Origin of the sequence: Paraburkholderia acidiphila (assembly GCF_009789655.1) — a bacterium.
In the GTDB taxonomy this organism is placed as follows: domain Bacteria; phylum Pseudomonadota; class Gammaproteobacteria; order Burkholderiales; family Burkholderiaceae; genus Paraburkholderia; species Paraburkholderia acidiphila.
Window position 1 is genome coordinate 699,841 of sequence record NZ_CP046912.1, and the last position, 20,136, is coordinate 719,976.

The following is a 20,136-nucleotide window of genomic DNA, read 5'->3' on the forward strand; positions in this document are numbered from 1 at the left end:
CGGTCGTTCAGGCGCGCGCACGGCACCCTCGGCCCAAGGCAGGGCAAGGGTAGCACAGCGAATGGGACGCCCGTGTGATGGCGCGTGCGCCGGCGTGTCAGTCGGCCGCCGGATCGTGGCAGCAGACGCAGAGCTTGTTGCCTTCAGGATCGCGAACGTACGCGCCGTAGTAGTTCGGGTGATAGTGAGGGCGCAGGCCCGGTGCGCCGTCGTCGGAGCCGCCATGCGCGAGCGCGGCGGCGTAAGCGGCGTCGACTGCCGCGCGCGAAGGCGCAAGCAACGCGATCATCTGGCCGTTGCCGGGCTGCGCGGCGTTGCCGTCCCACGGCCGGCCCACCAGGAAGAGCGGGCGCGGCACGCCCGGTTCCATCCAGCCCGCCCACGGGTACTCGGGCTCGCGGAACTTCTGCACGAAGCCCAGCGCCTGCATGATCGGGGAATAGAACGCCAATGCCCGCTCAAAATCGTTCACGCCGATGTAGACGTGAGAAATCATTGCCATCGTCTCTGCCTCCTCGTTTTCGGCCGCGTTTGTGACCCTGTTCTGGGGCGGCGCTGTCAGCCGCGCCGTTGCGCCACGAACAGCACTGAAGCCGGCTTGCCGCTGCGCGGATCGAGCGGCTCGCGCAGCGCGCGCAGGGCGAGGCCGCTCGCATCGAGCAACGCGATCCAGCTTTCCAGCGTGCGAAAGTACCACGGCGGCGCGTCGCGAAACGCAGTGCTGAATCCGGCCCACGATCCGGCGCGCCAGCGATCGACGTAAGGTTCATCGCCGCATGCCATGAGCGGATGCAGCGTCTGCACGATAAGCGTGCCTTGCGGCTCGAGCAACGCGGGCACCGCGCGCAGCAGATCGTCGACGCAGGTCGCGCCAATGAGCGAAAAATTGCACACGACCACATCGGCGCGTCGGTCCAGCGCACCCTGCGCGATCTGCTCGTAGGTAAGCAGACGGCAGTCCGCGAGCCCCGCCTCACGCGCGGCCTCCACGAGTTCGGACACCGCGTCCACGCCTGTCACCGCGATGCCGCGGCGCGCGAGCGCCAGCGCGAGCCAGCCTTCGCCGCAGCCGAGATCGATCACGCTGCGCGGCGAACACGCAAGCACGGCGTCGAGCACCGCTGCGTCCGTCGCGAGACGACGGCTCGCAATCTCGCCGCCGCGCACGGCGGCGATCCATGGCGTCGCGTTGCGCTGCCAGGATGCGAGGATCTCAGCGTCGGTACAGGTTTCGCGGTTCATGGGCCTCCTTGTATGCGCGCGTTGTGAGTGCGCCGCGCCAACACCTATTATGCGCGCTCGAAGACCCAAGGCGACCCGACACCATTGCCCGAGTCACACTCGGGGCGCGATGTTATTCATTTGTAATCCACATAAATACGTATTCCTCAATATGTCAGGATTAACCGACAGCATTAAAGATTTTTTAAATTGCCGCATTGAAATACCGCGTAATGCGTTCATGTCACTGATTCATCGACTCCAGATTCCCGCTCGACTGCCATGGCCAGCGGGACTGAACGAATTGAGGAAACCATGATCCGCTTCGAAGATGATGCACGCACGCGCGGCGAACAACTCGTGTTGCGCTCCATTCTGCTCGGGTACCCCCTCGCGCAATTTGACTGGCGCTCGTTGCGCGCCAAAGACTTCGCTCACGACCTGCACGGACGCATCTTCCAGCATGCGTGCGAGCTTCTGAATGCGCATGTCGCGCCCGATCCAGCCGCGATGCTTGCGTCGATACGCAACGAAGATTGCGGATGCGGCATGCGGGACATTGCCGAGTATCTCGCATGGCTCGTGGGAAGCGATCCGTATTTTTCGAAGGACCGCATTGAAGCGCTTGCGGCTTTCCTCGACGCGCTCTGCAACCAGCGCGAAGCCGAAGTGCAAACCGAAGCGAAGCGTAGGGGCAAGTGAACTTGGCCGACCCCGTATCGTTCCAGAAGCCCGAAGGACTCGTCGCTTTCAGCCGCGTGAACCTCCGGCGGCCATACGTCAGGCGTTGGTGTGAACCCGTCACGCGTTGTTCCCGTCACGACAGGCGAGTATGGCGGCGGCCCACTGTCGAATGGAAGATCGCGCCATGAGCCCGCGCGAGCGCAAAGCGCGCGTCTTTCATGCCGACCGGGTCCGCGCCCGTGCGCTGCACGATCTTGCGCGCGCACGTGAAGTGCTGGACCTGGTCCTGACCATTGCAGAAACGCCAGCGCCCAATCCAGAGGCCGCTCTGCAATCCGTCGCGCGCCTTGCACGCGCCGCCCTGGCTGGCGCGACGCCGCCCGAACCGGTCCTTACGCCCCTTCAAGAGCGTGAGCCTATCCCACCTCCGGTTTGAAATCGGCCGGCGCGCGAGCCGGTTCGCAAGACACATTCCCCAAGGGGAAACTACGAGCCAAAGAACGGCACACAGAAGCCAGCGGGCCCGACGCAATCGCCTGGGCCGTTGGGCTGCGGATGCAGGCTCGCGCATCCGGAGAAGGCCGCGGCGACCGTAACGTACAGCGCGGCGCGCAACACATAGGAAAGAACGCGTGATTTCATGAATGAGATGGAATAAACCGACATTGACTGGCCGCGATGCGAGGTTGCGTCACGACGCGCGGCCTGCTTCGCCGCGACGCAAACGCGCGACCGGCGTCAGTGATGCGCGTACAGCGTTCGATCGAGCGTCTGGATCTGCCCGTCGCGCTCGGCATGCACGAGTTCGTGGCGCACCTGAGCGCGTGTGACCGGCGCGTCGGCCTGCGGGACTTGTGCGCTCGTCAGCTGCTGTGCGGGCGCTTGCGGTGCGCTCGCCGCCTGTGCGTGGGCGAGCGCCGATATCGACAGCATGATTGCGGCGCATGCGCCGCGCTTGAATAGTTTCACCTCGTTTCTCCTGTGCGGCCTCGCGGGCCGGGGTCATCGGTCAGGGCCGGATGCGTTGCGCGCTTCGGCGTCGAATCGGGTTGCGACTCGTGAGGCAAGGATAGAGGCACGACTTTCGCCAAACACCCGCACGAAAATGAAGAAATGTTTAATCGGTGCCATACCAATCCCGGCTTCGATATTTATTTAGGTATTCTGATCAATCGAAAAACCGCCGCAAAAAAACAACGCCAGGGTACGTCGCAGCCTTGTGAAGCCGAACTGGCGGCGCATTGGCGCTCATGCGCTTTCTGAAACTCAGTCTTTCCGTTTTTCGAATTCGTCCATGCAGGGCGTTACGCATAATCGCCGCTGAATTTCGGGCCGCCTGCCGCATCGCGCCTTCGTATGCCTTCGCGCGCCGCGAATTCACTCTCATCTAATGCCACTCATCAACGAAGACCATTCAATGAAAAAAAAAGCTCTCGCCGCCGCCTTTACGCTGGCATCCTTCGCTTCCCTCGCCCACGCGCAAAGCAGCGTGACGCTCTACGGCTCGCTCGACACCTCCGTTGCCTGGTTCGGCAACCAGCAAGGCAAGAACGGTTCGGGCGGCACGTTCCAGATGATGTCCGGCAATCTGTCGCCGAACCTCTGGGGCCTGCGTGGCACTGAGGATCTCGGCAACGGGCTTTCGGCGATCTTCAAGCTCGAGAGCGGCTTCAATATCGACAACGGCAAGCAGAACCAGGGCGGCCGCCTCTTCGGCCGCACGGCGATGGTCGGCCTGAATTCGAGCACCGCCGGCGCCGTCACGCTCGGCCGCCAGTACGATCCGCTCATCGACTTGCTGCAGCCGCTCACCAACGACGGTGCATTCGGTTCCGCGTTCGCCACACCGGGCGACATGGACAACTACGACAACAGCTACCGCACCAGCAACTCGATCAAGTACGCGAGCCCTAATTTCGGCGGCCTGCAAATGAGCGCGATGTACGCGTTCGGCGGCCAGCCCGGCAGCACCGGCGCGGGCCAGACGTGGGCCGTGGCGGCCGCGTACAACCACGGTCCGTTCGGCTTCGGCGCGGGCTACTTCAAGGCCAACAGCAACGGCGGCACGGTCGCGACGTTCGACGGCCTGAATCCGAACACCGATGTCAACGTGGATTCCACCGCCATCACGGGCGGCTTCGTCTCCGCGAACTCGCTGCAGATCATTCGTGCGGCCGGCGATTACACGTACGGGCCGGTGACGGCAGGCCTCGCGTACAGCAACGTCGAGTACGCGAACTATCAGAGCGCGGCCGGCGCGAACAGCAACACGAAGTTCAACACGGGTCAGGCCTTCGTCAACTATCAGGTCACGCCGGTTGCGCTCGTCGGCTTCGGCTACAACTACACGAAGGGTCATGGCAACGGCGTCGACGCGAGCTATAACCAGTTCAGCCTGGGCGGCGACTACTTCCTCTCCAAACGCACCGACATCTACGTGCTCGCGGGCTACCAGAAGGCGTCGGGCAAGACCATCGACGCCGAGACGGGCGAGCTCGTCAACGCGGTCGCCTCGTTCGGCGACTTCGGCAACGATGCGAGCAACGACAAGCAGGCCATGGCGATGGTCGGCCTGCGCCACAAGTTCTGATGTTCTGATCCGCATTGCGCGCGGCGAGCGCGCTGAAAATCGCTCGCCGCCACGAACTTCGGCTATAATCGCCGCCTGTCTTAGGGGAGTAGTCTGCAGCGCCAACCTGGGCGTTGCGCCGTCGTCAACATAATTGGTGCCCCCTGCACCATGGCGTCGGCAGCCGTATTGCGAGTTGCTGCAGCGAAGCGCTGCAACGAATCGCTGAACTGCGCGGCCTGACGAGACCTATGACGTTTTCCCTTTCACCCGGGCCGGGCGAAGGGAAGCGTCATGGTTTCGGTGCCCGGCTCGCACACTACGGCAATACCAATGACTCGTCTCGCCCCGCATCACCTTCTCATTTGCGCCACGGAGCGTTCGTCATGATCTTGACGTTCGCCCTGCTCGTTGCCTCGGCCGGCATCATCTATTTGTCTTGCGAGACCTTCGTCAATAGCGTCGAGTGGCTCGGTCAAAAGCTCAAGATCACGCAGACCGCCACCGGCACGATCCTCGCCGCGTTCGGCACGGCGTTGCCCGAGAGCGTGGTCACGCTCGTTGCGGTCGCTTTCGGCGGGGATCCTGCACACAAGGAAATTGGCGTGGGCGCCGCGATTGGCGGCCCGCTCGCGCTCAGCACGATCGCCTATGCCGTAGTGGGCGTCGCACTGCTCGCCACCGCGAAGCGCGTGGGCCGCGAGCGCGCTGCCACCGTCGATGTCAATACGCGCCGCCTGCGCCGCGACCAGCTCTGGTTCCTCGCGATCTTCGTGGCGAAGATCGCGCTCGGGCTCGTGCTGTTCCGCTTCAAGCCGCTGCTGGGGATCGCGTTTCTCGCGGCCTACGCGTTCTACTGCTGGAAGGAGCTTTCCGCCGAAGACAGCGGCGAAGTGGAAGGCGATCTCGAACCGCTGAAGCTGCGCCCGCATGACGAGAATCCGGCCATGGTGTGGATCGTGCTGCAGACGCTGGGTGCGCTCGCAGTGATCTTCGGGGCCTCGCATCTGTTCGTGCAGCAGATCAGCGCAGTTGGGCCATGGCTCGGTCTGAGCCCGCAGTTGACCGCCGTGTTGTTCAGCCCCATCGCCACGGAACTGCCCGAGATCATGAACGCGATCATCTGGGTGCGTCAGGGCAAGGAGCGCCTCGCGCTGGCAAACATCAGCGGTGCGATGATGATTCAGGCCACGATTCCCACGGCGTTCGGCCTCTTCTTCACGCCGTGGCATCTCGGCACGCCTTCGATTCTCGCGGCCGTGACGACCATGGTTGCCATTCTGTTCCTGCAGTGGGCGTTTCGTGCGCCGAAGGTGCGCAGCCGTCAACTCACGCATGTCGGCTGGCTCTATGTGGTGTTCGCGGCGTTGCTGTTCGTGGTTTGATGCGGTTCCGAGCAACCTCAGGCCGCCGCTGCGGCGGCCTCGGCAACGCCCGTATGGTGATGGAGCCAGCGGATCATGTCGGAATGCTTGACCACGCCGACGAGCCGCCGCGCATCGTCCATCACGGGAATATCGTGGTAAGCGTGTTCGATGAAAATCGGCACCAGATGCGCGAGCGGCGTGGCCCGATGGACAGCATGCACGCCCGCCGCCATCACCGCCTCGACCGTTTCTTCCACCCGCGCCGACTCGCGCAACACCGCGCGACGCAACGTGTTCCAGAATCGCTCGATGCCGGCCGCCGGCACGAGATCGCCGAGCGCATGATGCGTGACGACGCCAACCACGCGGTCCATCGCGTCGACTACGGGCAGCGTCGAAGCACCGTGGCGGCGGAACATGTCGTGCGCCGCCCGCGCACCCATTGTCGCGGGCACGGCGGGACAGCCAATCGACATGATTTCCTCACACGTTAGTTGTTCGAATGATCTTTGTGGAACATCCAGCGGTTCCAGTCGAAGATGCGATAGCGCGGCAAGCGGCACGGCAACGGCCTGCGGCACCGGACGAAACGCGGCGCGCGGATAGCGGTGCCCGGTCAGCGCGTGGAAGGCGAGCGCAGCGCCGAGCAAGGCGAAAGACTGGAACGCGATCGGCGCCAGCACAAAGTGAAAGCCGAGCGCGTGGACAGCGGGACCGCCAAGCACGGCAGTCAGCGCGACCGCACCTGAAGGCGGATGCACGCAGCGGCATAGAAACATCGCGCAGATCGCGAGCGCTATGGCGACGGAGGCCGCCGTGATGGGCGACGCGATCCATTGCGCGCACGCCACGCCGACCAGCGCAGAGACGAAGTTGCCGCCAAGAATCGACCACGGCTGGGCAAGCGGACTGTCCGACGCGCCGAAGAGCAGCACCGCGGAGGCCCCCATGGGCGCCACAAGCAGCGGGATATCGCCCGCCGCGCCGAACACCAGGTGGGTTGCGAGCCCCGTGAACGCGATGCCGATCAACGCCCCGCCACAGCGCCTCAACCGCTCGCGCCATTGCGGCGCAGCCGGGGTGGGCACGAAACTCGTCAGCCAGTCGATGAGTGCGGCGCGGGTCATAGCGGGGCTTGCTGGTCGGTATGTCAGCCAGATTACCGACGCGCGCCGAATATCAACAATTGATATTTCTGTGCGTATATATAGTTCATTCTGTATGCATGTTTGGGATGCGCCGTTTGCACCCGATCCACGCGCTCCTTCCGGACGCATGAGAAGGGGCTGCGCTCAGCTTGTTCGAATCCGCTTATGGGATCGCTTCCGTGGCCGACCGTGCGCTTCTCCTATTCGCTTGCTCCGTTTGATTGCAGCGTTTCTCGTCAGCGGGCGCAATAATCACGCGCCGCAATTGCGCAAACAGCACGACAAGAATAAACACACGCATCGCGAGGCATGAAACGATGGCCATCCGGCAGCCCGGGTGATTAACGCGTGCGATGCACGCCATGCCGCCATGACGGGAAAGCGAATCGTCGCTTTCTAAATTTGTTTTCATCTGGAGTGCGCCGCAACTTAAATCATGCGTTCCGATTGGGCACCGATAATGCCTTTCAGTTTCAGCACTGCGAGGAACGCAATATGCAAAAGCCGATGTCGATCGAACTCGTCAATGAATACGGCCAGCACGCGGTTTGTGTGAAGGTAGGCGGCCAGGTCGTGCTGCTCGACACGCCCGATGTCGATGGCCTGATCGAAGAACTCAGCAAACTGCGCGCACACATGCAGCCAGCGGTACCCGAGCAGCCGTTGCGCTCGCATCAATACGTGCTCGAGATCGATCCTTGCTGGTACACCGAACGCAATCCGCTGTTCGACGGCACCGTCGTGTTCCTGCGCCATACCGGTCTCGGCTGGGCGGGTTTCGCGATTCCCACCGAAAGCGGGCATCGGCTCAAGGCCGCGCTCTGCGCGCACGAAGCCGCCGCTCAGCGCGACGCACATGTCTTTACGCAAGCACTGCCAAATTAGGCGCGCTTCCCGCGCCCTCATCTTCCCCGACTGATCACGCACGAAGCGTGTACGAAACGTCGCCGCCATGTGCGGCGTCGATGCCCGCGCTCGGCCTCGTGCTGGCGCGTCTGCCCAGGAATATCGCCCATGAACCAGCTCCAAGCCATGCGCGTCTTTACGCGCGTCGTCGATCTGAGCAGCTTCAACCTTGCCGGCAAACAGCTCGGCATGTCAGCTGCGGCCGTCACACGCAGCGTCGGCATGCTCGAAGCGCATTTGAACATGCGTCTTCTGAACCGCTCTACGCGCAGCCTTTCTCTCACCGAAGCTGGACGCCTCTATCTGGATGGCTGTCGCGCCGTGATCGAAAAGCTCGACGAAGTCGAATCGGAACTCGTGCGCGCCACGCGCGACCCCAGCGGCGTGCTGCGCATCGCCGCGCCTGCTGTGTTCGCGAGTTCGGGACTCCCCGCCGTGCTCGGCGCGTATCGCGCGGTCAATCCGCGCGTGGAATTCGACGTAACGGCGTACGACACGCACATCGACCTGATCGAAGGCGGTTTCGACGTGTGCTTCGCAACCGACCGCCAGAGCGTGAATGCCTCGCTCGTGAGCCGCAAGCTCACTTCGATCAAGGAGATGCTCGTCGCCACGCCCGCGTGGCTCGCTCGCCACGGCATGCCTCGCAGTCCCGCGGAACTCGCCGAGCACGGCCTGCTCGCGGTTTCCGATGCGCCGCGCCACTGGGAACTCTCGAACGCAGAGGGTGCGCAGCGCATCAACGTGAACGGCCCGATGACGGCCAACGGCTACGCGACCGTGCGCGCCGCCGCGCTCGCGGACATGGGCATCGCACTGCTGCCGCTGCCGCTCGTGGCCGACGACCTCGCCCGCGGCGCGCTCTTGCCCGTGCTCAACGCGTTCGACGTGAACGGCGGCGTGCAGCACATCTCGATCGTCTATTCTGGCCGCAACTACCTCACGATGAAGATCCGCAGCTTTATCGACTTCGCGGTCGACCAGTTCCGCACGAACGTGGCGCAGACGCGCGCTGCGCCGCCGTTGCGCGCAGTGGCTTGATATTGCCTCATGCTTTTAGTTCTTTTCGTCACAACGGGTGGAAAGCCATGCCCAGAATACTAACCATTGAAGACGACGCCGTTACCGAGCGTACCGTCGTGCCCACGCTCGCCTCCACCGGCTTCACCGTGGACGTGGCCCGCTCAGGCCGCGAAGGCATTGCGATGGTGATGGCGGGCGACTATGACGTCGTCGCGCTCGAGCGGCGCCTGCCCGACCTCGACGGTCTCACGATCGTCACCACCATGCGCGGCGTGGGTATCGAAACACCGGTAATCGTGATGAGCTCGACCACGGGTGTCGAGGAACGCATCCAGGGCCTGCGCGCCGGGTGCGACGACTACCTCACGCGGCCGTTTTCGATCGACGAGATGTCCGCCCGTGTCGAAGCGCTCGTGCGCCGGCGCACGCGCCCCGCCACCACGGAAACCGTGCTGCGCGTCGGGCCGCTCGAACTCGATCTCGTCAAACGGCGGCTCAGTTGCCGCGACAAGGTGCTGCGCCTGCGTCCCACCGAATTGCGCGTGCTCGAATTCATGATGCGCCACGCGGGCCAGGTACTCACGCGCACCATGATCTTCGAAGGCGTGTGGGGCGGCCGCTTCGACCCCGGCACCAATCTCGTGGATGTTCACGTCGGACGCCTGCGCAACCGCGTGGACACGCCCGGCCAACCTTCGCTCATCCGCACGATCCGCGGCTCCGGCTATCTGCTGGGTTGACGCAATCCTCGACATGACTGCCGTTCTCTCGGCTTCGCTTCATTTCGCAGTCCTTCACGCCCTACGAGACCGGCACGCAGCTAAATCATTTTTCATTTGCCTGGCTCCCGCGTGTTAGGACGCGCCCGACACAATATCGGCGTCGGCTGCCCCACGCGTGGCGCGCAGCCCGACGCCTGAACGGAGCCCCATCTGATGCTGAAAATCGTCCGGTTAGCCTTGAACCGTCCTTATACGTTCATCGTGCTGGCCCTCTTGATCCTGATCGCGGGCCCGCTCGCAGCGTTACGCACGCCTACCGACATCTTTCCCGATATCCGCATTCCCGTCATCAGTGTCGTGTGGAATTACGCGGGCCTGCAACCCGACGACATGGCGGGCCGTATCGTCAGCTACTACGAGCGCACACTCGGCACCACCGTCAACGACGTGGCGCATATCGAGTCGCAGTCGTTTCGCGGCTACGGCGTGGTGAAGATCTTCTTCCAGCCGACGGTCGATATCCGCACGGCCACCGCGCAGGTCACGTCGGTTTCGCAGACGGTGCTCAAGCAGATGCCGCCCGGCACCACACCGCCGCAGATTCTCAACTACAACGCGTCCACGGTGCCGGTGCTGCAACTCGCGCTCACGAGCAACACGCTCGACGAGCAGAAGCTCGCCGACTACGCGACCAACTTCATCAGGCCGCAACTACTTTCCGTGGCGGGCGTCGCGATTCCCACGCCCTACGGCGGCAAAGTGCGCGAGGTACAGATCGACCTCGACCCGCAAGCGCTGCAAGCGAAGAAGCTTTCGGCACAGGACGTGGCTACCGCACTCGCCCAGCAAAATCAGATCATTCCCGCCGGCACGCAGAAAATCGGTCGCTATGAATACAACGTACGCCTGAACAACAGCCCGCTTACCATCGACCAGCTCAACGCGCTGCCCATCAAGACCGTGGATGGCACAGTGATCTATATGCGCGACGTGGCCCACGTTCGCGACGGCTATCCGCCGCAATCGAATATCGTGCGCGTGGACGGTCACCGCGCCGTGCTCATGAGCATCATGAAGAACGGCTCGGCTTCGACGCTCGACATCATTGCCGGTGTCAAGGCGAAACTCCCGCTCATCGAGCAGTCGTTGCCGCCGGGTTTGAAGCTCGTTGCGCTCTCCGACCAGTCGGTGTTCGTGAAAGGCGCCGTGAGCGGTGTCGCGCGCGAAGGCTTGATTGCGGCCGCGCTGACCTCGGCGATGATCCTGCTCTTTCTCGGCAGCTGGCGCTCGACGCTCATCATCGCCGCGTCGATTCCACTCGCCGTGCTTGCGGCAATCGCTGGACTCGCCGCGTGCGGCGAAACGCTCAACGTGATGACGCTGGGCGGTCTCGCGCTCGCGGTTGGCATACTCGTGGACGACGCTACGGTCACGATCGAAAACATCAACTGGCACCTGGAGCAAGGCAAGGACGTTCGCCGCGCGATTCTCGATGGCGCCGCACAAATCGTCATGCCGGCGCTCGTTTCGCTGCTTTGCATCTGCATCGTCTTCGTGCCGATGCTCCTGCTCGACGGCATTGCGCGCTTCCTTTTCGTGCCGATGGCCGAGGCCGTGATCTTCGCGATGATCGCTTCGTTCGTGCTCTCGCGCACCTTCGTGCCGATGATGGCCCGCTACCTGCTCAAGCCACACGCTTCGCAAGGGCATGCTTCGGGCGAACTGGCCGCCGTCATGGCGCCGCATGGCGCGCACGACCCCATGCGACCCATACGCAACCCGCTCGTGCTGTTTCAACGCGGATTCGAGCGACGTTTCGAGCGCGTGCGCGCGGGCTATCGCGTCGTACTCGGACTCGCGCTCACGAACCGGCGACGCTTTGTCGTGGGCTTTCTCGCGATTGTCGCGCTCTCGTTCGCGCTCACCCCGTTCCTTGGCCGCAACTTCTTCCCCGATATCGATTCCGGTGAAATTGCGCTGCACGTGCGCGCGCCCATCGGCACGCGCGTGGAGGAAACCGCCGATCTGTTCGACCATATCAAAGACACGGTTCGCGAGGCCATTCCGCCCGACCAGCTCACGAGCGTGATCGACAATATCGGACTGCCAAACAGCGGCATCAACCTCACGTACAACAACAGCGGCACGATCGGCCCGCAGGATGGCGACATCCTGATCTCTCTCGCCAAGTCGCACGCGCCCACGGCGCAATATGTGCGCGAGCTGCGTACGGAGCTGCCGCGCCGCTTTCCGGGCACAACGTTCTCCTTCCTGCCCGCCGATATCGTGAGCCAGATTCTCAACTTCGGTTCGCCCGCGCCGATCGACGTGCAGGTGAGCGGACCGAACCAGGCCACGAACAAGGTCTATGCGAATGAACTGCTGCACAAGATCGCGAGAATTCCCGGCATTGCGGACCCGCGCATCCAGCAGGCATCGACTTATCCGCAGCTCACGGTGGCCGTCGACCGCTCACGTGCCGACGAACTCGGCATTACCGAGCAGGACGTGACCAACTCCGTGGTGGCGAGCCTTTCGGGCACGAGCCAGGTGTCGCCCACCTACTGGCTCAACCCGAAGAATGGCGTGTCCTACCCCATCGTCGCGCAAACGCCGCAGTACCGCATGACCACGCTTTCCGACCTGCAGAATCTGCCGGTCACGGGCAAGAGCGGCAGCTCGCAGATTCTTGGCGGTATCGCCACGATTACGCGTGGCGTGAGCGATGCCGTCGTCTCGCACTACAACATCGAACCGCTTTACGACATCTACGCGACCACGCAAGGCCTCGATCTCGGCGCCGTCTCCTCGCAGATCAACAAGGTGATTCACGCGAGCGCCAAGGACTTGCCGAAAGGTTCGACGGTCACCATGCGCGGGCAGGTGCAGACCATGAATAGCGCGTTCACGGGTCTTCTGCTCGGGCTTGCCGGTGCGGTGGGGCTCATCTATCTGCTGATCGTCGTGAACTTCCACTCGTGGAGCGATGCGTTCGTGATCGTGAGCGCCCTGCCCGCAGCGCTTGCCGGCATCGTCTGGATGCTGTTCACCACGCACACACCGCTCTCCGTCCCCGCGCTTACTGGCGCGATTCTCTGCATGGGCGTGGCGACCGCGAACAGCATTCTCGTGGTGTCGTTCGCTCGCGAGCGTCTCGCCGTCACCGGCGACGCCATGCGCGCCGCGCTCGAAGCGGGTTTCACGCGCTTTCGCCCCGTGCTCATGACGGCGCTCGCGATGATCATCGGCATGGCGCCGATGGCGCTCGGCATGGGCGACGGCGGCGAGCAGAATGCGCCGCTTGGCCGCGCCGTGATCGGCGGTCTGCTCTGCGCGACCTGCGCGACGCTGCTGTTCGTGCCCGTGGTGTTCAGCCTTGTGCACAAAGGCGATAAAGGTCGCAACGACGATAGTCAGCATACCGAATCATCTACGGATCAACCTGCCCTCGAATCGGGAGAAGCCCATGTCCACTGAAATCGACATCGCCTCGCCGCAGCCGCTGCGTCACCTCAAATCCACTGCGGCGATCGCGCTCATGGTCGCGGCCGGCATCGTGTCCGGCGGCATATTCAGCCGAGTACACGCGCATCAAGAACTTGCCACGTGGACCGACGCGCAGGCCATTCCCACCGTCGCCACCGTGCAGCCGCAAGCAAGCCCGGCATCGGAGCCGCTCGTGCTGCCGGGGCGTCTGGCCGCCTATATCAACGCGCCCATCTACGCGCGCGTTTCCGGCTATCTGCACGCGTGGTACGCCGATATCGGCACGCACGTGAAGGCGGGCCAGTTGCTCGGCGTGATCGACACCCCCGACCTCGACCAGCAGTTGCAGCAGGCGCGCGCCGATTTGCAGAATTCCGTCGCCAACGAAAAGCTCGCCGCCACCACCGCGAAGCGATGGACCGAGATGCTCAAGCAGGACTCGGTCTCGCAGCAGGAGGCCGACGAGAAAACCTCCGATCTGATCGCGAAGCAGGCTACCGTTGAGGCCAACGAGGCCAACGTGCGGCGGCTCGAGGCGCTCGAGTCGTTCAAGCGCATCACGGCGCCGTTCGACGGCATCGTCACCGCGCGCAAGACCGACGTGGGCGCACTGATCGACGCGGGCAGCGGCAGCGGCCCCGATCTCTTCACCGTCTCGGACGCGAGCCAGTTGCGCGTGTACGTGAGCGTGCCGCAAAGCGACGCCGCCTCGATCAAGCCAGGCATGCACGCCACGCTCACCGTGCCCGAACGCCCTGGAGTCAAGTTCGACGCGAAGCTCGTGGACACCGACCAGTCGATCTCGCCCGCTTCGGGCACGATGCTCGTGCAACTCGCCGTGGACAACAAGGAGGGCCTGCTCTTCCCCGGCGAGTACACCGAAGTCCACCTCGCGATGCCCGGCAATTCACACGCGCTCTTCGTGCCCGCGAGCGCGCTGATCTTCCGTGCGCACGGCATGCAGATCGCCGTGGTGGACGCGCATCAGCACGTGCAGTTGCGCGACGTGACGATCGGCACAGATCTCGGCACACGCGTGGAGATCACGGCCGGCCTGCATGCTGGCGAACGCGTGATCGACAATCCGCCGGACTCGCTCGCGAGCGGTGACCTCGTGCGCCTCGCTTCCACCAACGCGCCGGGCACGCAATCGACGCAGACGGCAGCCGTGCACGATGCGGAGCGTGCGCATGGTTAAGCGGTCTGTGCGCGCGCACCCGTTGCGTGCCGCTGCGCTTGCAGTGGCCCTGCTGCTCTCGGCGTGCTCGTTCGCGCCCACGTATCACGCGCCCGCGACGGCCATTCCCACGCACTTCAAGGAAGCGGGCGACTGGCAGACGGCGCGCCCCGCCGACCAGCTCCCGCGCGACGGGTGGTGGCGCGCGTTCGACGACCCCGTGTTGAATCAGCTCGAGCCGCAGGTTGAGAAGGCGAATCCGAACGTCGCCGCCGCGCTCGCGTGCCACGACGAAGCCGATGCGCTCGTCGCGCAGGCGCGCTCCGCGCTGCTGCCGACTGTCGGCGCAGAGGCGAACGTCTCGCGCGAGCGTCAGTCGGCGCTGCGCCCGCTGCGCGGCTCGGATCAGCCGAACGTGTACAACTCGAACACACTCGACGTGGGTATCGGCTACGACCTCGACCTGTGGGGCAAGGTGCGCAACGAGGTGAAGGCCGGCGAAGCGTCGAGCGTAGCCAGCGTGGCCGATATCGCGTCGCTGCAATTGAGCCTGCAGGCGAAGCTCGCCACCACGTGGTTCGACCTGCTCGGGCTGGACCAGCAGTCGAAGCTGCTCGACGACACCATTGCCGCCTATCGTCATGCGCTGGAGCTGACCGAGAGCCGCCATCGCGGCGGCATTGCTTCTTCGCTCGACGTTTCGCGCGCGAAAACGCAACTCGCCTCGGCTCAGGCCGCAGCGGATGACGTGAGCGCGCGCCGCGCGCTCTATGAGCACGCCATCGCCACGCTCATCGGCGTGCCGGCCTCGCAGTTCAACGTCGCGCCGGACACGATCCGCCCGCATATGCCGAATCTGCCCGCGGGACTGCCATCGGCGCTGCTGCAGCGACGGCCCGACATTGCCGCCGCAGAGCGACGCGTCGCCGCCGCCAACGCACAGATCGGCGTGGCGAAGGCCGCGTTCTTCCCTGATCTTTCGCTCGGACTCGATGGCGGCTTCCAGAGCGACACGTTCTCGCCGTGGATCGTCGCGCCCAATGAGATGTGGTCCATCGGTCCCACACTCATGATGACGATCTTCGACGGCGGCCGCCGCGCGGCGGTCGTGCGCGGTGCGCGTGCGAAGCTCGCCGAGAACGGCGCGCAATACAAGGCCACGGTGCTCGGTGCGTTCCAGCAGGTCGAGGACAACCTCGCGCTACTGCACCATCTCGGCGACGAAGCGCAGCGCGAAGACGAGGCGCTCACGGCGGCGCAGCGCACGCTTACACTTTCGATGTCGCGCTACCGTGACGGCGTGGTGAGCTACCTCGACGTCGTGACAGCGCAAACGACCGAACTCTCCACGCAGATTGCTTCACTGGAACTGGACACACGTCGCCTCGATGCCACTGTGGGCCTCATACAGGCGATAGGCGGCGGCTGGAGCACGCAGGACCTGCATGAGGGCAAGGCGGCTTCCTGAGCGCTCCCAAAGCGGCCGCAGCCGTTTTGATCGTCACTCGAACCCCGCCCTCGCGCGGGGTTTTTCCTTTCACCGAATCCTCTCAGGCTCATAAACATTTCTTCATGGTGCTGCATCGGGTTCGATAGGGTGACCTAACTATTCTACTCATACCGGGATGCGATTTATCGCATTCGCTAACCGGCTAACCGATCTCACTCCTGGAGGAATAGTCACATGAAGGCACTCATGATCATCGCTGCGCTCACTGGCGTCGTCGCCACTACGTCCGCATTCGCGCAAACCTCGGCGCCGACGGCCGGCGCGCAGGCCAGTCAGGCCGCCACCGCCACCCAGGTCGCATCGAACGACACGGCTCCCACGGTTGCGCCCGGCGGATGGGTACCGCCTTATGGGCAAGCGGTTCACGAAAAGACGCGTGCCGAGGTGTACCACGAGCTCGTTCAGGCGGAACAGGACGGTCAGCTTGCGTACCTGAACTCCACGCTGTACGCGCACTGAGCGCGACAGGCAGGGCTTTCCGAGCACAAGCGAAGGGCACGCATTCAGCGTGCCCTTCGCTTTTTGATGTTAACAAACGCATGCGTGCGGACCCGGATAGGTAACCGGTTCCCACAAACGGTTACCTCAGCGCGCGTCTCGATCGAACGCAGGTAACGTCAGTTGATAGCCGTAGCGGCTGATGGTTTCGATGCGCACTTCCATGCCCTGGCGCGCGAGCTTGCGCCGCAGCCGCGACACGACGAGGTTGACGGTCGAAGCGTCGAGGTCGTCCTTCTCGGGCCAGGCGTAGCGGATCATCTGATCGCGCGGCACGGGCACATTGGTCTGGCGCAGCAGGCATTCGACGAGCAGATATTCGCGGCGCGTGAGTTCCGCGCGGCGTGCGCCCTCCACGATCTCGCGCGTACCTGCATCGAGTTGCGGCGCGTTCTGGACGCGCTGAGCGCCGCTCGCGGGCTGCGCGTGCTGTCCACCCTGTACGCCGCCGCCGCACGCCGCCGTGGTGCGCAATAGCGCGTGCATGCGCTCGTGCATCTCGATGAACGAGAACGGGTAGCGAAAGCACGCGTCGGCGCCCGCGCGCAGCATCTTCGAGCGCTCGCTCGCGCTGGCTTCGATGCCGAGCACGGCAATGATCGTCGCCCCGGTCGTGACCTTCGAGAGTCCGGGAAGGATGGCGTGCAGCGCTGGCAGCAGCGCGCCGTCGAGCGCCATGACGATCACCGCATCGAAGGGTTCTTCGCCAGCGACGAACAATCCATCGCGCAGGTCTTCCGTGCGCTGCAGGCTATGCGCGCTTTCCTGCAGGGCTTTCTGAAGCCAGGCGCCTTCGGCGTGATTCGGCGAGATGAGGAGTATGCGCATGACTGCGGATGCCCGACGGCTGGACGGGAGAGGTCAGGCGAGCGAGCGCGGCCAGCATTCCACGCTCATGCGCGTACCGGGGCCGCCCGGCTTCTCACGCGCCAGGTCTCGCGCGTCGTCGATGCGTAGCGTGAAGTCGTGAACACGCATCACGGCGGCCACGATGGAAAGCCCCAGACCCGATCCGGCGACATGACGCACCGCTTCGCCGCGGTAGAAGCGCTGCAGGACCGCCGCGCGCTCGCCGGGCGCAATACCGGGACCGTTATCTGCCACTTCGAGCAAGGGGCCTAGCGGCGTTGAGCGCAGCGTCACGCTCACCACGCCGCCTTGCGGCGCGAACTTGATGGCGTTGTCGATGAGATTGTTGAATGCCTCGAAGAGCAGCGCGCGGTCGCCGTGAATTTCGGCGACAGGCTCGGCCGTGATGCGCCATTCGAGTTCGCGGCTCTCGGCGAGCGGCTCGTAGAGGTCGGCAAGTTCCTGCACGAGTTCGTGCAGGTCGACGGTCGCAAAGCCGCCGCGCCTTTGCAGCGTGCCGATCTCGGAGATGCGCAGCATGGCCCGGAAGCGTTCGAGCAGTTGCCCGGTTTCGGTGCGCGCCTGATCCAGCAGCGCCGCACCGGCAGCGTCGGCGCGCACGCTGTCACGCTCGGCCACGCGCGCGAGCAGCGTGTGCAGATGCACGAGCGGCGTGCGCAGGTCGTGCGCGATGCCGTCGCAAGCGCCCTTCACTTCACCCATCAGCCGCTCCACTTCGTCGAGCATGTGATTCACGAGATGGGCGAGCATGTCGAGCTCGTCGTCGCCGCCCACGGGCAGGCGCCGGTCGAGGTCGCCGCGCGCGATGCATTCGGTCACGCGGCGAATTTCGCGCACGCGCCGGATCTGGCGCATGCCGAGCACGAGACCGCCTGCCGCGGCGCCGAGCAACGCGAGCACGGCACCTGCCGCGAGCGTGCGCACCATGATCTTGCGAATGCGCAGCACGCTCGTCATGTCACGCGCGACAACAAGGTGCATGCCGCTTGGCCGCACCTCGCCCATCGCGCGGACCACGGGCGATACGTCGCGGTCGAGCAGCTTCAGCGTATGGGCATGCGTGCTGCCCTCGCGCGTATAGGTGAGGTGCGGCGGCGGCGCGAGCAGATCGCCTGCCACGTAGCGTCCGTCACTCGTAAAGAGTCCGTAGTAATTCACATGCATGTGCTCGTGTTCGAGCCGCTGATAGATCGCGTCGGGCAGCTGCGCATCGGGAATCGAGTCGAAATAGATGAGCTGCCAGCCCATGATCGTGTCGGCGTCGCGCTCGATGGTGGTGCTTGCGGTCCAGGCAATGAAGCCGACCAGCAGCGTGAGAAAAACGCCGAACAGCGCGGTGTACGCGCACAGCCAGCGGAACGTCGTGGTATGCCAGCGCCTGCGCAATGGCGCGGGAGCGGCGGAAGAAGAACGGCTCGACAAAGCGGGTTATCCGAGAATGTAGCCGGAGCCGCGCACGGTCTGAATGAGCGGCGGGACGCCCGGCGGATCGATTTTCTTGCGCAGGCGGCCCATATGCACGTCGATCAGGTTGGTGCCGGGATCGAAGTGGTAGCCCCATACGGCTTCGAACAACATGGTGCGTGTGATGGTCTTGCCTGCGTGGCGCATCATGAATTCGAGCACGCGATACTCGGTGGGCAGCAGCACGACTTCTTCGCCGTCGCGGCGCACCTTGCGCGAAATGAGGTCGAGTTCGAGCGGCCCCACGCGCAGCGCGGTCTCGCGCGCGACGCTCGCGGCCTGGCGGCGGCGCAGCAGCACTTCGAGGCGCGCGGTGAGTTCCTCGGGGTCGAAAGGCTTGGTGAGGTAGTCGTCTCCGCCCGCGCGCAGGCCACGCACGCGTTCATCGACGTCGCCGAGCGCGCTGAGCATCAGCACCGGCGTCTGGATGCCGACCGTGCGCATGGCCGTGAGGATCGAGAGACCGTCCACGCCCGGCAGCATGCGGTCGAGCGTGATGGCGTCGTATTCGTCGCTCATTGCGCGCGCCATGCCGTCGCGGCCGTTGTCGACCCATTCGACGGCGAAGCCGCGCTGCGTCAGCTCGCTGACGATCTCGTTGGCTGTGACGGCATCGTCCTCCACCGTCAAAACGCGCACCTGACTCATCTGTCTCGCACTCCGTCGTGCTGGCCGCACGACTATTCAAGAGCCTCGAGTTTACCGTCGTGCCCGCGCCGCGCCGCGATTCCTTTCATGAAATTAAATTTAAGGTTGCAACGGCAATACGGCCTCGCGCGCGCCTTTGAACTTACATATCCATTACACCGACGGTTGATTGATGTGTGCGCAGGTCGAGTTGATAGCCGTAGCGGTTCACCGTCTCGACGCTCGCATGCGCGCCGTGCGACGCGAGTTTGCGCCGCAGGCGCGACACGACGAGGTTCACGCTCGACGGCTCGACGTCGGACTTGTCGGGCCACGCATAGCGGATCAGGTGCTCGCGCGCGACGGGCGCGCCCGCGTGGCGCAGCAGGCATTCGATAAGCAGATACTCGCGCGTGGTGAGCGGCACGCGCCGAATGCCTTCCACGAGGTCGCGCGTGGACGGGTCGAGGCGTACGAGCGGTGCGCTCGCATGCACGAGCGCGCCGCGGCGTAGCGCGAGCATGCGCTCCTGGATCTCGAGAATGGACCACGGCTGCACGAAGCACGCATCGGCACCGGCGCGCAGAAGGCGCGCGCAGTCCGCGGGTGTCGCGCGCGCGAGCGCGACAACGATCGCCGGCGCGTCGGGCAAGTGCGTGAAGGCCGCAAGCGCGGTGGCGATGTCGTCGTGCGCTTCAGGCCCGGCCGCGCACAGGAACACCGTATCGAATGGTTCCTGCGACGCGAGATAGACGGCGTACTCGACGTGGTCCGCCACCTCGACGCTGTTCAGGCTCTCGCTCAGCGCCTTATACAGGTAGCTTCGCTCGGTCGCCGAGGACGAGCACAGCAGGAGTCTCATCG

Annotated in this window: 20 protein-coding genes; 10 read left to right on the forward strand and 10 right to left on the reverse strand. The window is 64.4% G+C overall.

Features of this window, described 5'->3' with window-relative positions; translation table 11 throughout:
• Positions 1 to 97: 97 nt before the first annotated feature.
• Both FAZ97_RS33345 and FAZ97_RS33350 read right to left on the reverse strand, forming a co-directional pair.
• Positions 98 to 496 (reverse strand): VOC family protein, encoded by a 399-nt coding sequence (locus FAZ97_RS33345; protein ID WP_158763384.1) that lies wholly within the window; start codon positions 494 to 496, stop codon positions 98 to 100.
• A gap of 62 nt (positions 497 to 558) precedes the next feature.
• A complete protein-coding gene (locus FAZ97_RS33350) occupies positions 559 to 1,242 on the reverse strand; it encodes a class I SAM-dependent methyltransferase (protein WP_158763016.1) in 684 nt (227 codons plus the stop codon).
• A 294-nt stretch (positions 1,243 to 1,536) separates the two neighbouring features.
• Here FAZ97_RS33350 and FAZ97_RS33355 point away from each other — a divergent pair, with 294 nt between their 5' ends.
• The gene (locus FAZ97_RS33355) at positions 1,537 to 1,923 is read left to right on the forward strand and encodes a DnaB-like helicase N-terminal domain-containing protein (RefSeq protein WP_158763017.1); all 387 of its coding nucleotides are present in this window, start codon (positions 1,537 to 1,539) and stop codon (positions 1,921 to 1,923) included.
• Positions 1,924 to 2,038: 115 nt separating this feature from the next.
• On the opposite strand, the gene FAZ97_RS33360 is transcribed toward FAZ97_RS33355, so the two are convergent.
• On the reverse strand, positions 2,039 to 2,311 hold the full coding sequence (locus tag FAZ97_RS33360; protein WP_158763018.1) for a hypothetical protein: 273 nt from the start codon (positions 2,309 to 2,311) through the stop codon (positions 2,039 to 2,041).
• A 332-nt stretch (positions 2,312 to 2,643) separates the two neighbouring features.
• On the reverse strand, positions 2,644 to 2,874 hold the full coding sequence (locus FAZ97_RS33365; RefSeq protein ID WP_233271948.1) for a DUF4148 domain-containing protein: 231 nt from the start codon (positions 2,872 to 2,874) through the stop codon (positions 2,644 to 2,646).
• 448 nt (positions 2,875 to 3,322) lie between these two features.
• Between FAZ97_RS33365 and FAZ97_RS33370 the strand changes: the two genes are divergently transcribed.
• Positions 3,323 to 4,495: a porin gene (locus FAZ97_RS33370; RefSeq protein WP_158763019.1), complete on the forward strand. Its 1,173-nt coding sequence runs from the start codon at positions 3,323 to 3,325 to the stop codon at positions 4,493 to 4,495.
• A 365-nt stretch (positions 4,496 to 4,860) separates the two neighbouring features.
• Entirely contained in the window at positions 4,861 to 5,859 is a 999-nt protein-coding gene (locus FAZ97_RS33375; protein ID WP_158763020.1) for a sodium:calcium antiporter, read from the forward strand.
• 17 nt (positions 5,860 to 5,876) lie between these two features.
• Here FAZ97_RS33375 and FAZ97_RS33380 read toward each other — a convergent pair whose 3' ends face one another.
• Positions 5,877 to 6,968 (reverse strand): HPP family protein, encoded by a 1,092-nt coding sequence (locus FAZ97_RS33380; RefSeq protein ID WP_158763021.1) that lies wholly within the window; start codon positions 6,966 to 6,968, stop codon positions 5,877 to 5,879.
• 184 nt (positions 6,969 to 7,152) lie between these two features.
• Positions 7,153 to 7,401, reverse strand: a complete 249-nt coding sequence (locus tag FAZ97_RS33385) for a hypothetical protein (RefSeq protein WP_158763022.1) — start codon at positions 7,399 to 7,401, stop codon at positions 7,153 to 7,155.
• Between the two features lie 83 nt (positions 7,402 to 7,484).
• Between FAZ97_RS33385 and FAZ97_RS33390 the strand changes: the two genes are divergently transcribed.
• The 7 genes from FAZ97_RS33390 to FAZ97_RS33420 all read left to right on the forward strand — a co-directional run bounded on the left by FAZ97_RS33390 (position 7,485) and on the right by FAZ97_RS33420 (position 16,272).
• Positions 7,485 to 7,874 (forward strand): hypothetical protein, encoded by a 390-nt coding sequence (locus FAZ97_RS33390; RefSeq protein ID WP_199272214.1) that lies wholly within the window; start codon positions 7,485 to 7,487, stop codon positions 7,872 to 7,874.
• 129 nt (positions 7,875 to 8,003) lie between these two features.
• Complete coding sequence (locus FAZ97_RS33395; RefSeq protein ID WP_158763023.1) at positions 8,004 to 8,936, forward strand: LysR family transcriptional regulator; 933 nt, start codon at positions 8,004 to 8,006, stop codon at positions 8,934 to 8,936.
• Between the two features lie 47 nt (positions 8,937 to 8,983).
• Complete coding sequence (locus FAZ97_RS33400; protein WP_133189322.1) at positions 8,984 to 9,658, forward strand: response regulator transcription factor; 675 nt, start codon at positions 8,984 to 8,986, stop codon at positions 9,656 to 9,658.
• 195 nt (positions 9,659 to 9,853) lie between these two features.
• A complete protein-coding gene (locus FAZ97_RS33405) occupies positions 9,854 to 13,117 on the forward strand; it encodes an efflux RND transporter permease subunit (RefSeq protein WP_158763024.1) in 3,264 nt (1,087 codons plus the stop codon).
• Positions 13,107 to 14,324: an efflux RND transporter periplasmic adaptor subunit gene (locus tag FAZ97_RS33410; protein WP_158763025.1), complete on the forward strand. Its 1,218-nt coding sequence runs from the start codon at positions 13,107 to 13,109 to the stop codon at positions 14,322 to 14,324. The genes FAZ97_RS33405 and FAZ97_RS33410 overlap by 11 nt, the downstream gene beginning before the upstream one ends.
• Complete coding sequence (locus tag FAZ97_RS33415; protein ID WP_158763026.1) at positions 14,317 to 15,771, forward strand: efflux transporter outer membrane subunit; 1,455 nt, start codon at positions 14,317 to 14,319, stop codon at positions 15,769 to 15,771. Before FAZ97_RS33410 ends, FAZ97_RS33415 begins: the two co-directional genes overlap by 8 nt.
• Positions 15,772 to 15,987: 216 nt before the next feature.
• The gene (locus FAZ97_RS33420; protein ID WP_158763027.1) at positions 15,988 to 16,272 is read left to right on the forward strand and encodes a DUF4148 domain-containing protein; all 285 of its coding nucleotides are present in this window, start codon (positions 15,988 to 15,990) and stop codon (positions 16,270 to 16,272) included.
• Between the two features lie 126 nt (positions 16,273 to 16,398).
• On the opposite strand, the gene FAZ97_RS33425 is transcribed toward FAZ97_RS33420, so the two are convergent.
• The 4 genes from FAZ97_RS33425 to FAZ97_RS33440 form a co-directional block, all read right to left on the reverse strand.
• Complete coding sequence (locus FAZ97_RS33425) at positions 16,399 to 17,139, reverse strand: response regulator transcription factor (protein ID WP_158763028.1); 741 nt, start codon at positions 17,137 to 17,139, stop codon at positions 16,399 to 16,401.
• 33 nt (positions 17,140 to 17,172) lie between these two features.
• Entirely contained in the window at positions 17,173 to 18,603 is a 1,431-nt protein-coding gene (locus FAZ97_RS33430; RefSeq protein WP_233271949.1) for a sensor histidine kinase, read from the reverse strand.
• Between the two features lie 6 nt (positions 18,604 to 18,609).
• Positions 18,610 to 19,284, reverse strand: coding sequence for a response regulator transcription factor (locus tag FAZ97_RS33435; protein ID WP_028208339.1), 675 nt, complete (start codon positions 19,282 to 19,284; stop codon positions 18,610 to 18,612).
• Positions 19,285 to 19,435: 151 nt separating this feature from the next.
• Positions 19,436 to 20,134: a winged helix-turn-helix transcriptional regulator gene (locus tag FAZ97_RS33440; RefSeq protein WP_158763029.1), complete on the reverse strand. Its 699-nt coding sequence runs from the start codon at positions 20,132 to 20,134 to the stop codon at positions 19,436 to 19,438.
• Between the last annotated feature and the right edge of the window lie 2 nt (positions 20,135 to 20,136).

Excerpts from the sequence above, each read along its gene's own strand:
- FAZ97_RS33400 (WP_133189322.1), top strand. The coding sequence starts at position 8,984 with ATGCCCAGAATACTAACCATTGAAGACGACGCCGTTACCGAGCGTACC.
- FAZ97_RS33350 (WP_158763016.1), bottom strand. The coding sequence starts at position 1,242 with ATGAACCGCGAAACCTGTACCGACGCTGAGATCCTCGCATCCTGGCAG.
- FAZ97_RS33420 (WP_158763027.1), top strand. The coding sequence starts at position 15,988 with ATGAAGGCACTCATGATCATCGCTGCGCTCACTGGCGTCGTCGCCACT.
- FAZ97_RS33390 (WP_199272214.1), top strand. The coding sequence starts at position 7,485 with ATGCAAAAGCCGATGTCGATCGAACTCGTCAATGAATACGGCCAGCAC.
- FAZ97_RS33395 (WP_158763023.1), top strand. The coding sequence starts at position 8,004 with ATGAACCAGCTCCAAGCCATGCGCGTCTTTACGCGCGTCGTCGATCTG.
- FAZ97_RS33375 (WP_158763020.1), top strand. The coding sequence starts at position 4,861 with ATGATCTTGACGTTCGCCCTGCTCGTTGCCTCGGCCGGCATCATCTAT.
- FAZ97_RS33370 (WP_158763019.1), top strand. The coding sequence starts at position 3,323 with ATGAAAAAAAAAGCTCTCGCCGCCGCCTTTACGCTGGCATCCTTCGCT.
- FAZ97_RS33425 (WP_158763028.1), bottom strand. The coding sequence starts at position 17,139 with ATGCGCATACTCCTCATCTCGCCGAATCACGCCGAAGGCGCCTGGCTT.
- FAZ97_RS33410 (WP_158763025.1), top strand. The coding sequence starts at position 13,107 with ATGTCCACTGAAATCGACATCGCCTCGCCGCAGCCGCTGCGTCACCTC.
- FAZ97_RS33385 (WP_158763022.1), bottom strand. The coding sequence starts at position 7,401 with ATGAAAACAAATTTAGAAAGCGACGATTCGCTTTCCCGTCATGGCGGC.
- FAZ97_RS33380 (WP_158763021.1), bottom strand. The coding sequence starts at position 6,968 with ATGACCCGCGCCGCACTCATCGACTGGCTGACGAGTTTCGTGCCCACC.
- FAZ97_RS33355 (WP_158763017.1), top strand. The coding sequence starts at position 1,537 with ATGATCCGCTTCGAAGATGATGCACGCACGCGCGGCGAACAACTCGTG.
- FAZ97_RS33440 (WP_158763029.1), bottom strand. The coding sequence starts at position 20,134 with ATGAGACTCCTGCTGTGCTCGTCCTCGGCGACCGAGCGAAGCTACCTG.
- FAZ97_RS33405 (WP_158763024.1), top strand. The coding sequence starts at position 9,854 with ATGCTGAAAATCGTCCGGTTAGCCTTGAACCGTCCTTATACGTTCATC.
- FAZ97_RS33415 (WP_158763026.1), top strand. The coding sequence starts at position 14,317 with ATGGTTAAGCGGTCTGTGCGCGCGCACCCGTTGCGTGCCGCTGCGCTT.
- FAZ97_RS33345 (WP_158763384.1), bottom strand. The coding sequence starts at position 496 with ATGATTTCTCACGTCTACATCGGCGTGAACGATTTTGAGCGGGCATTG.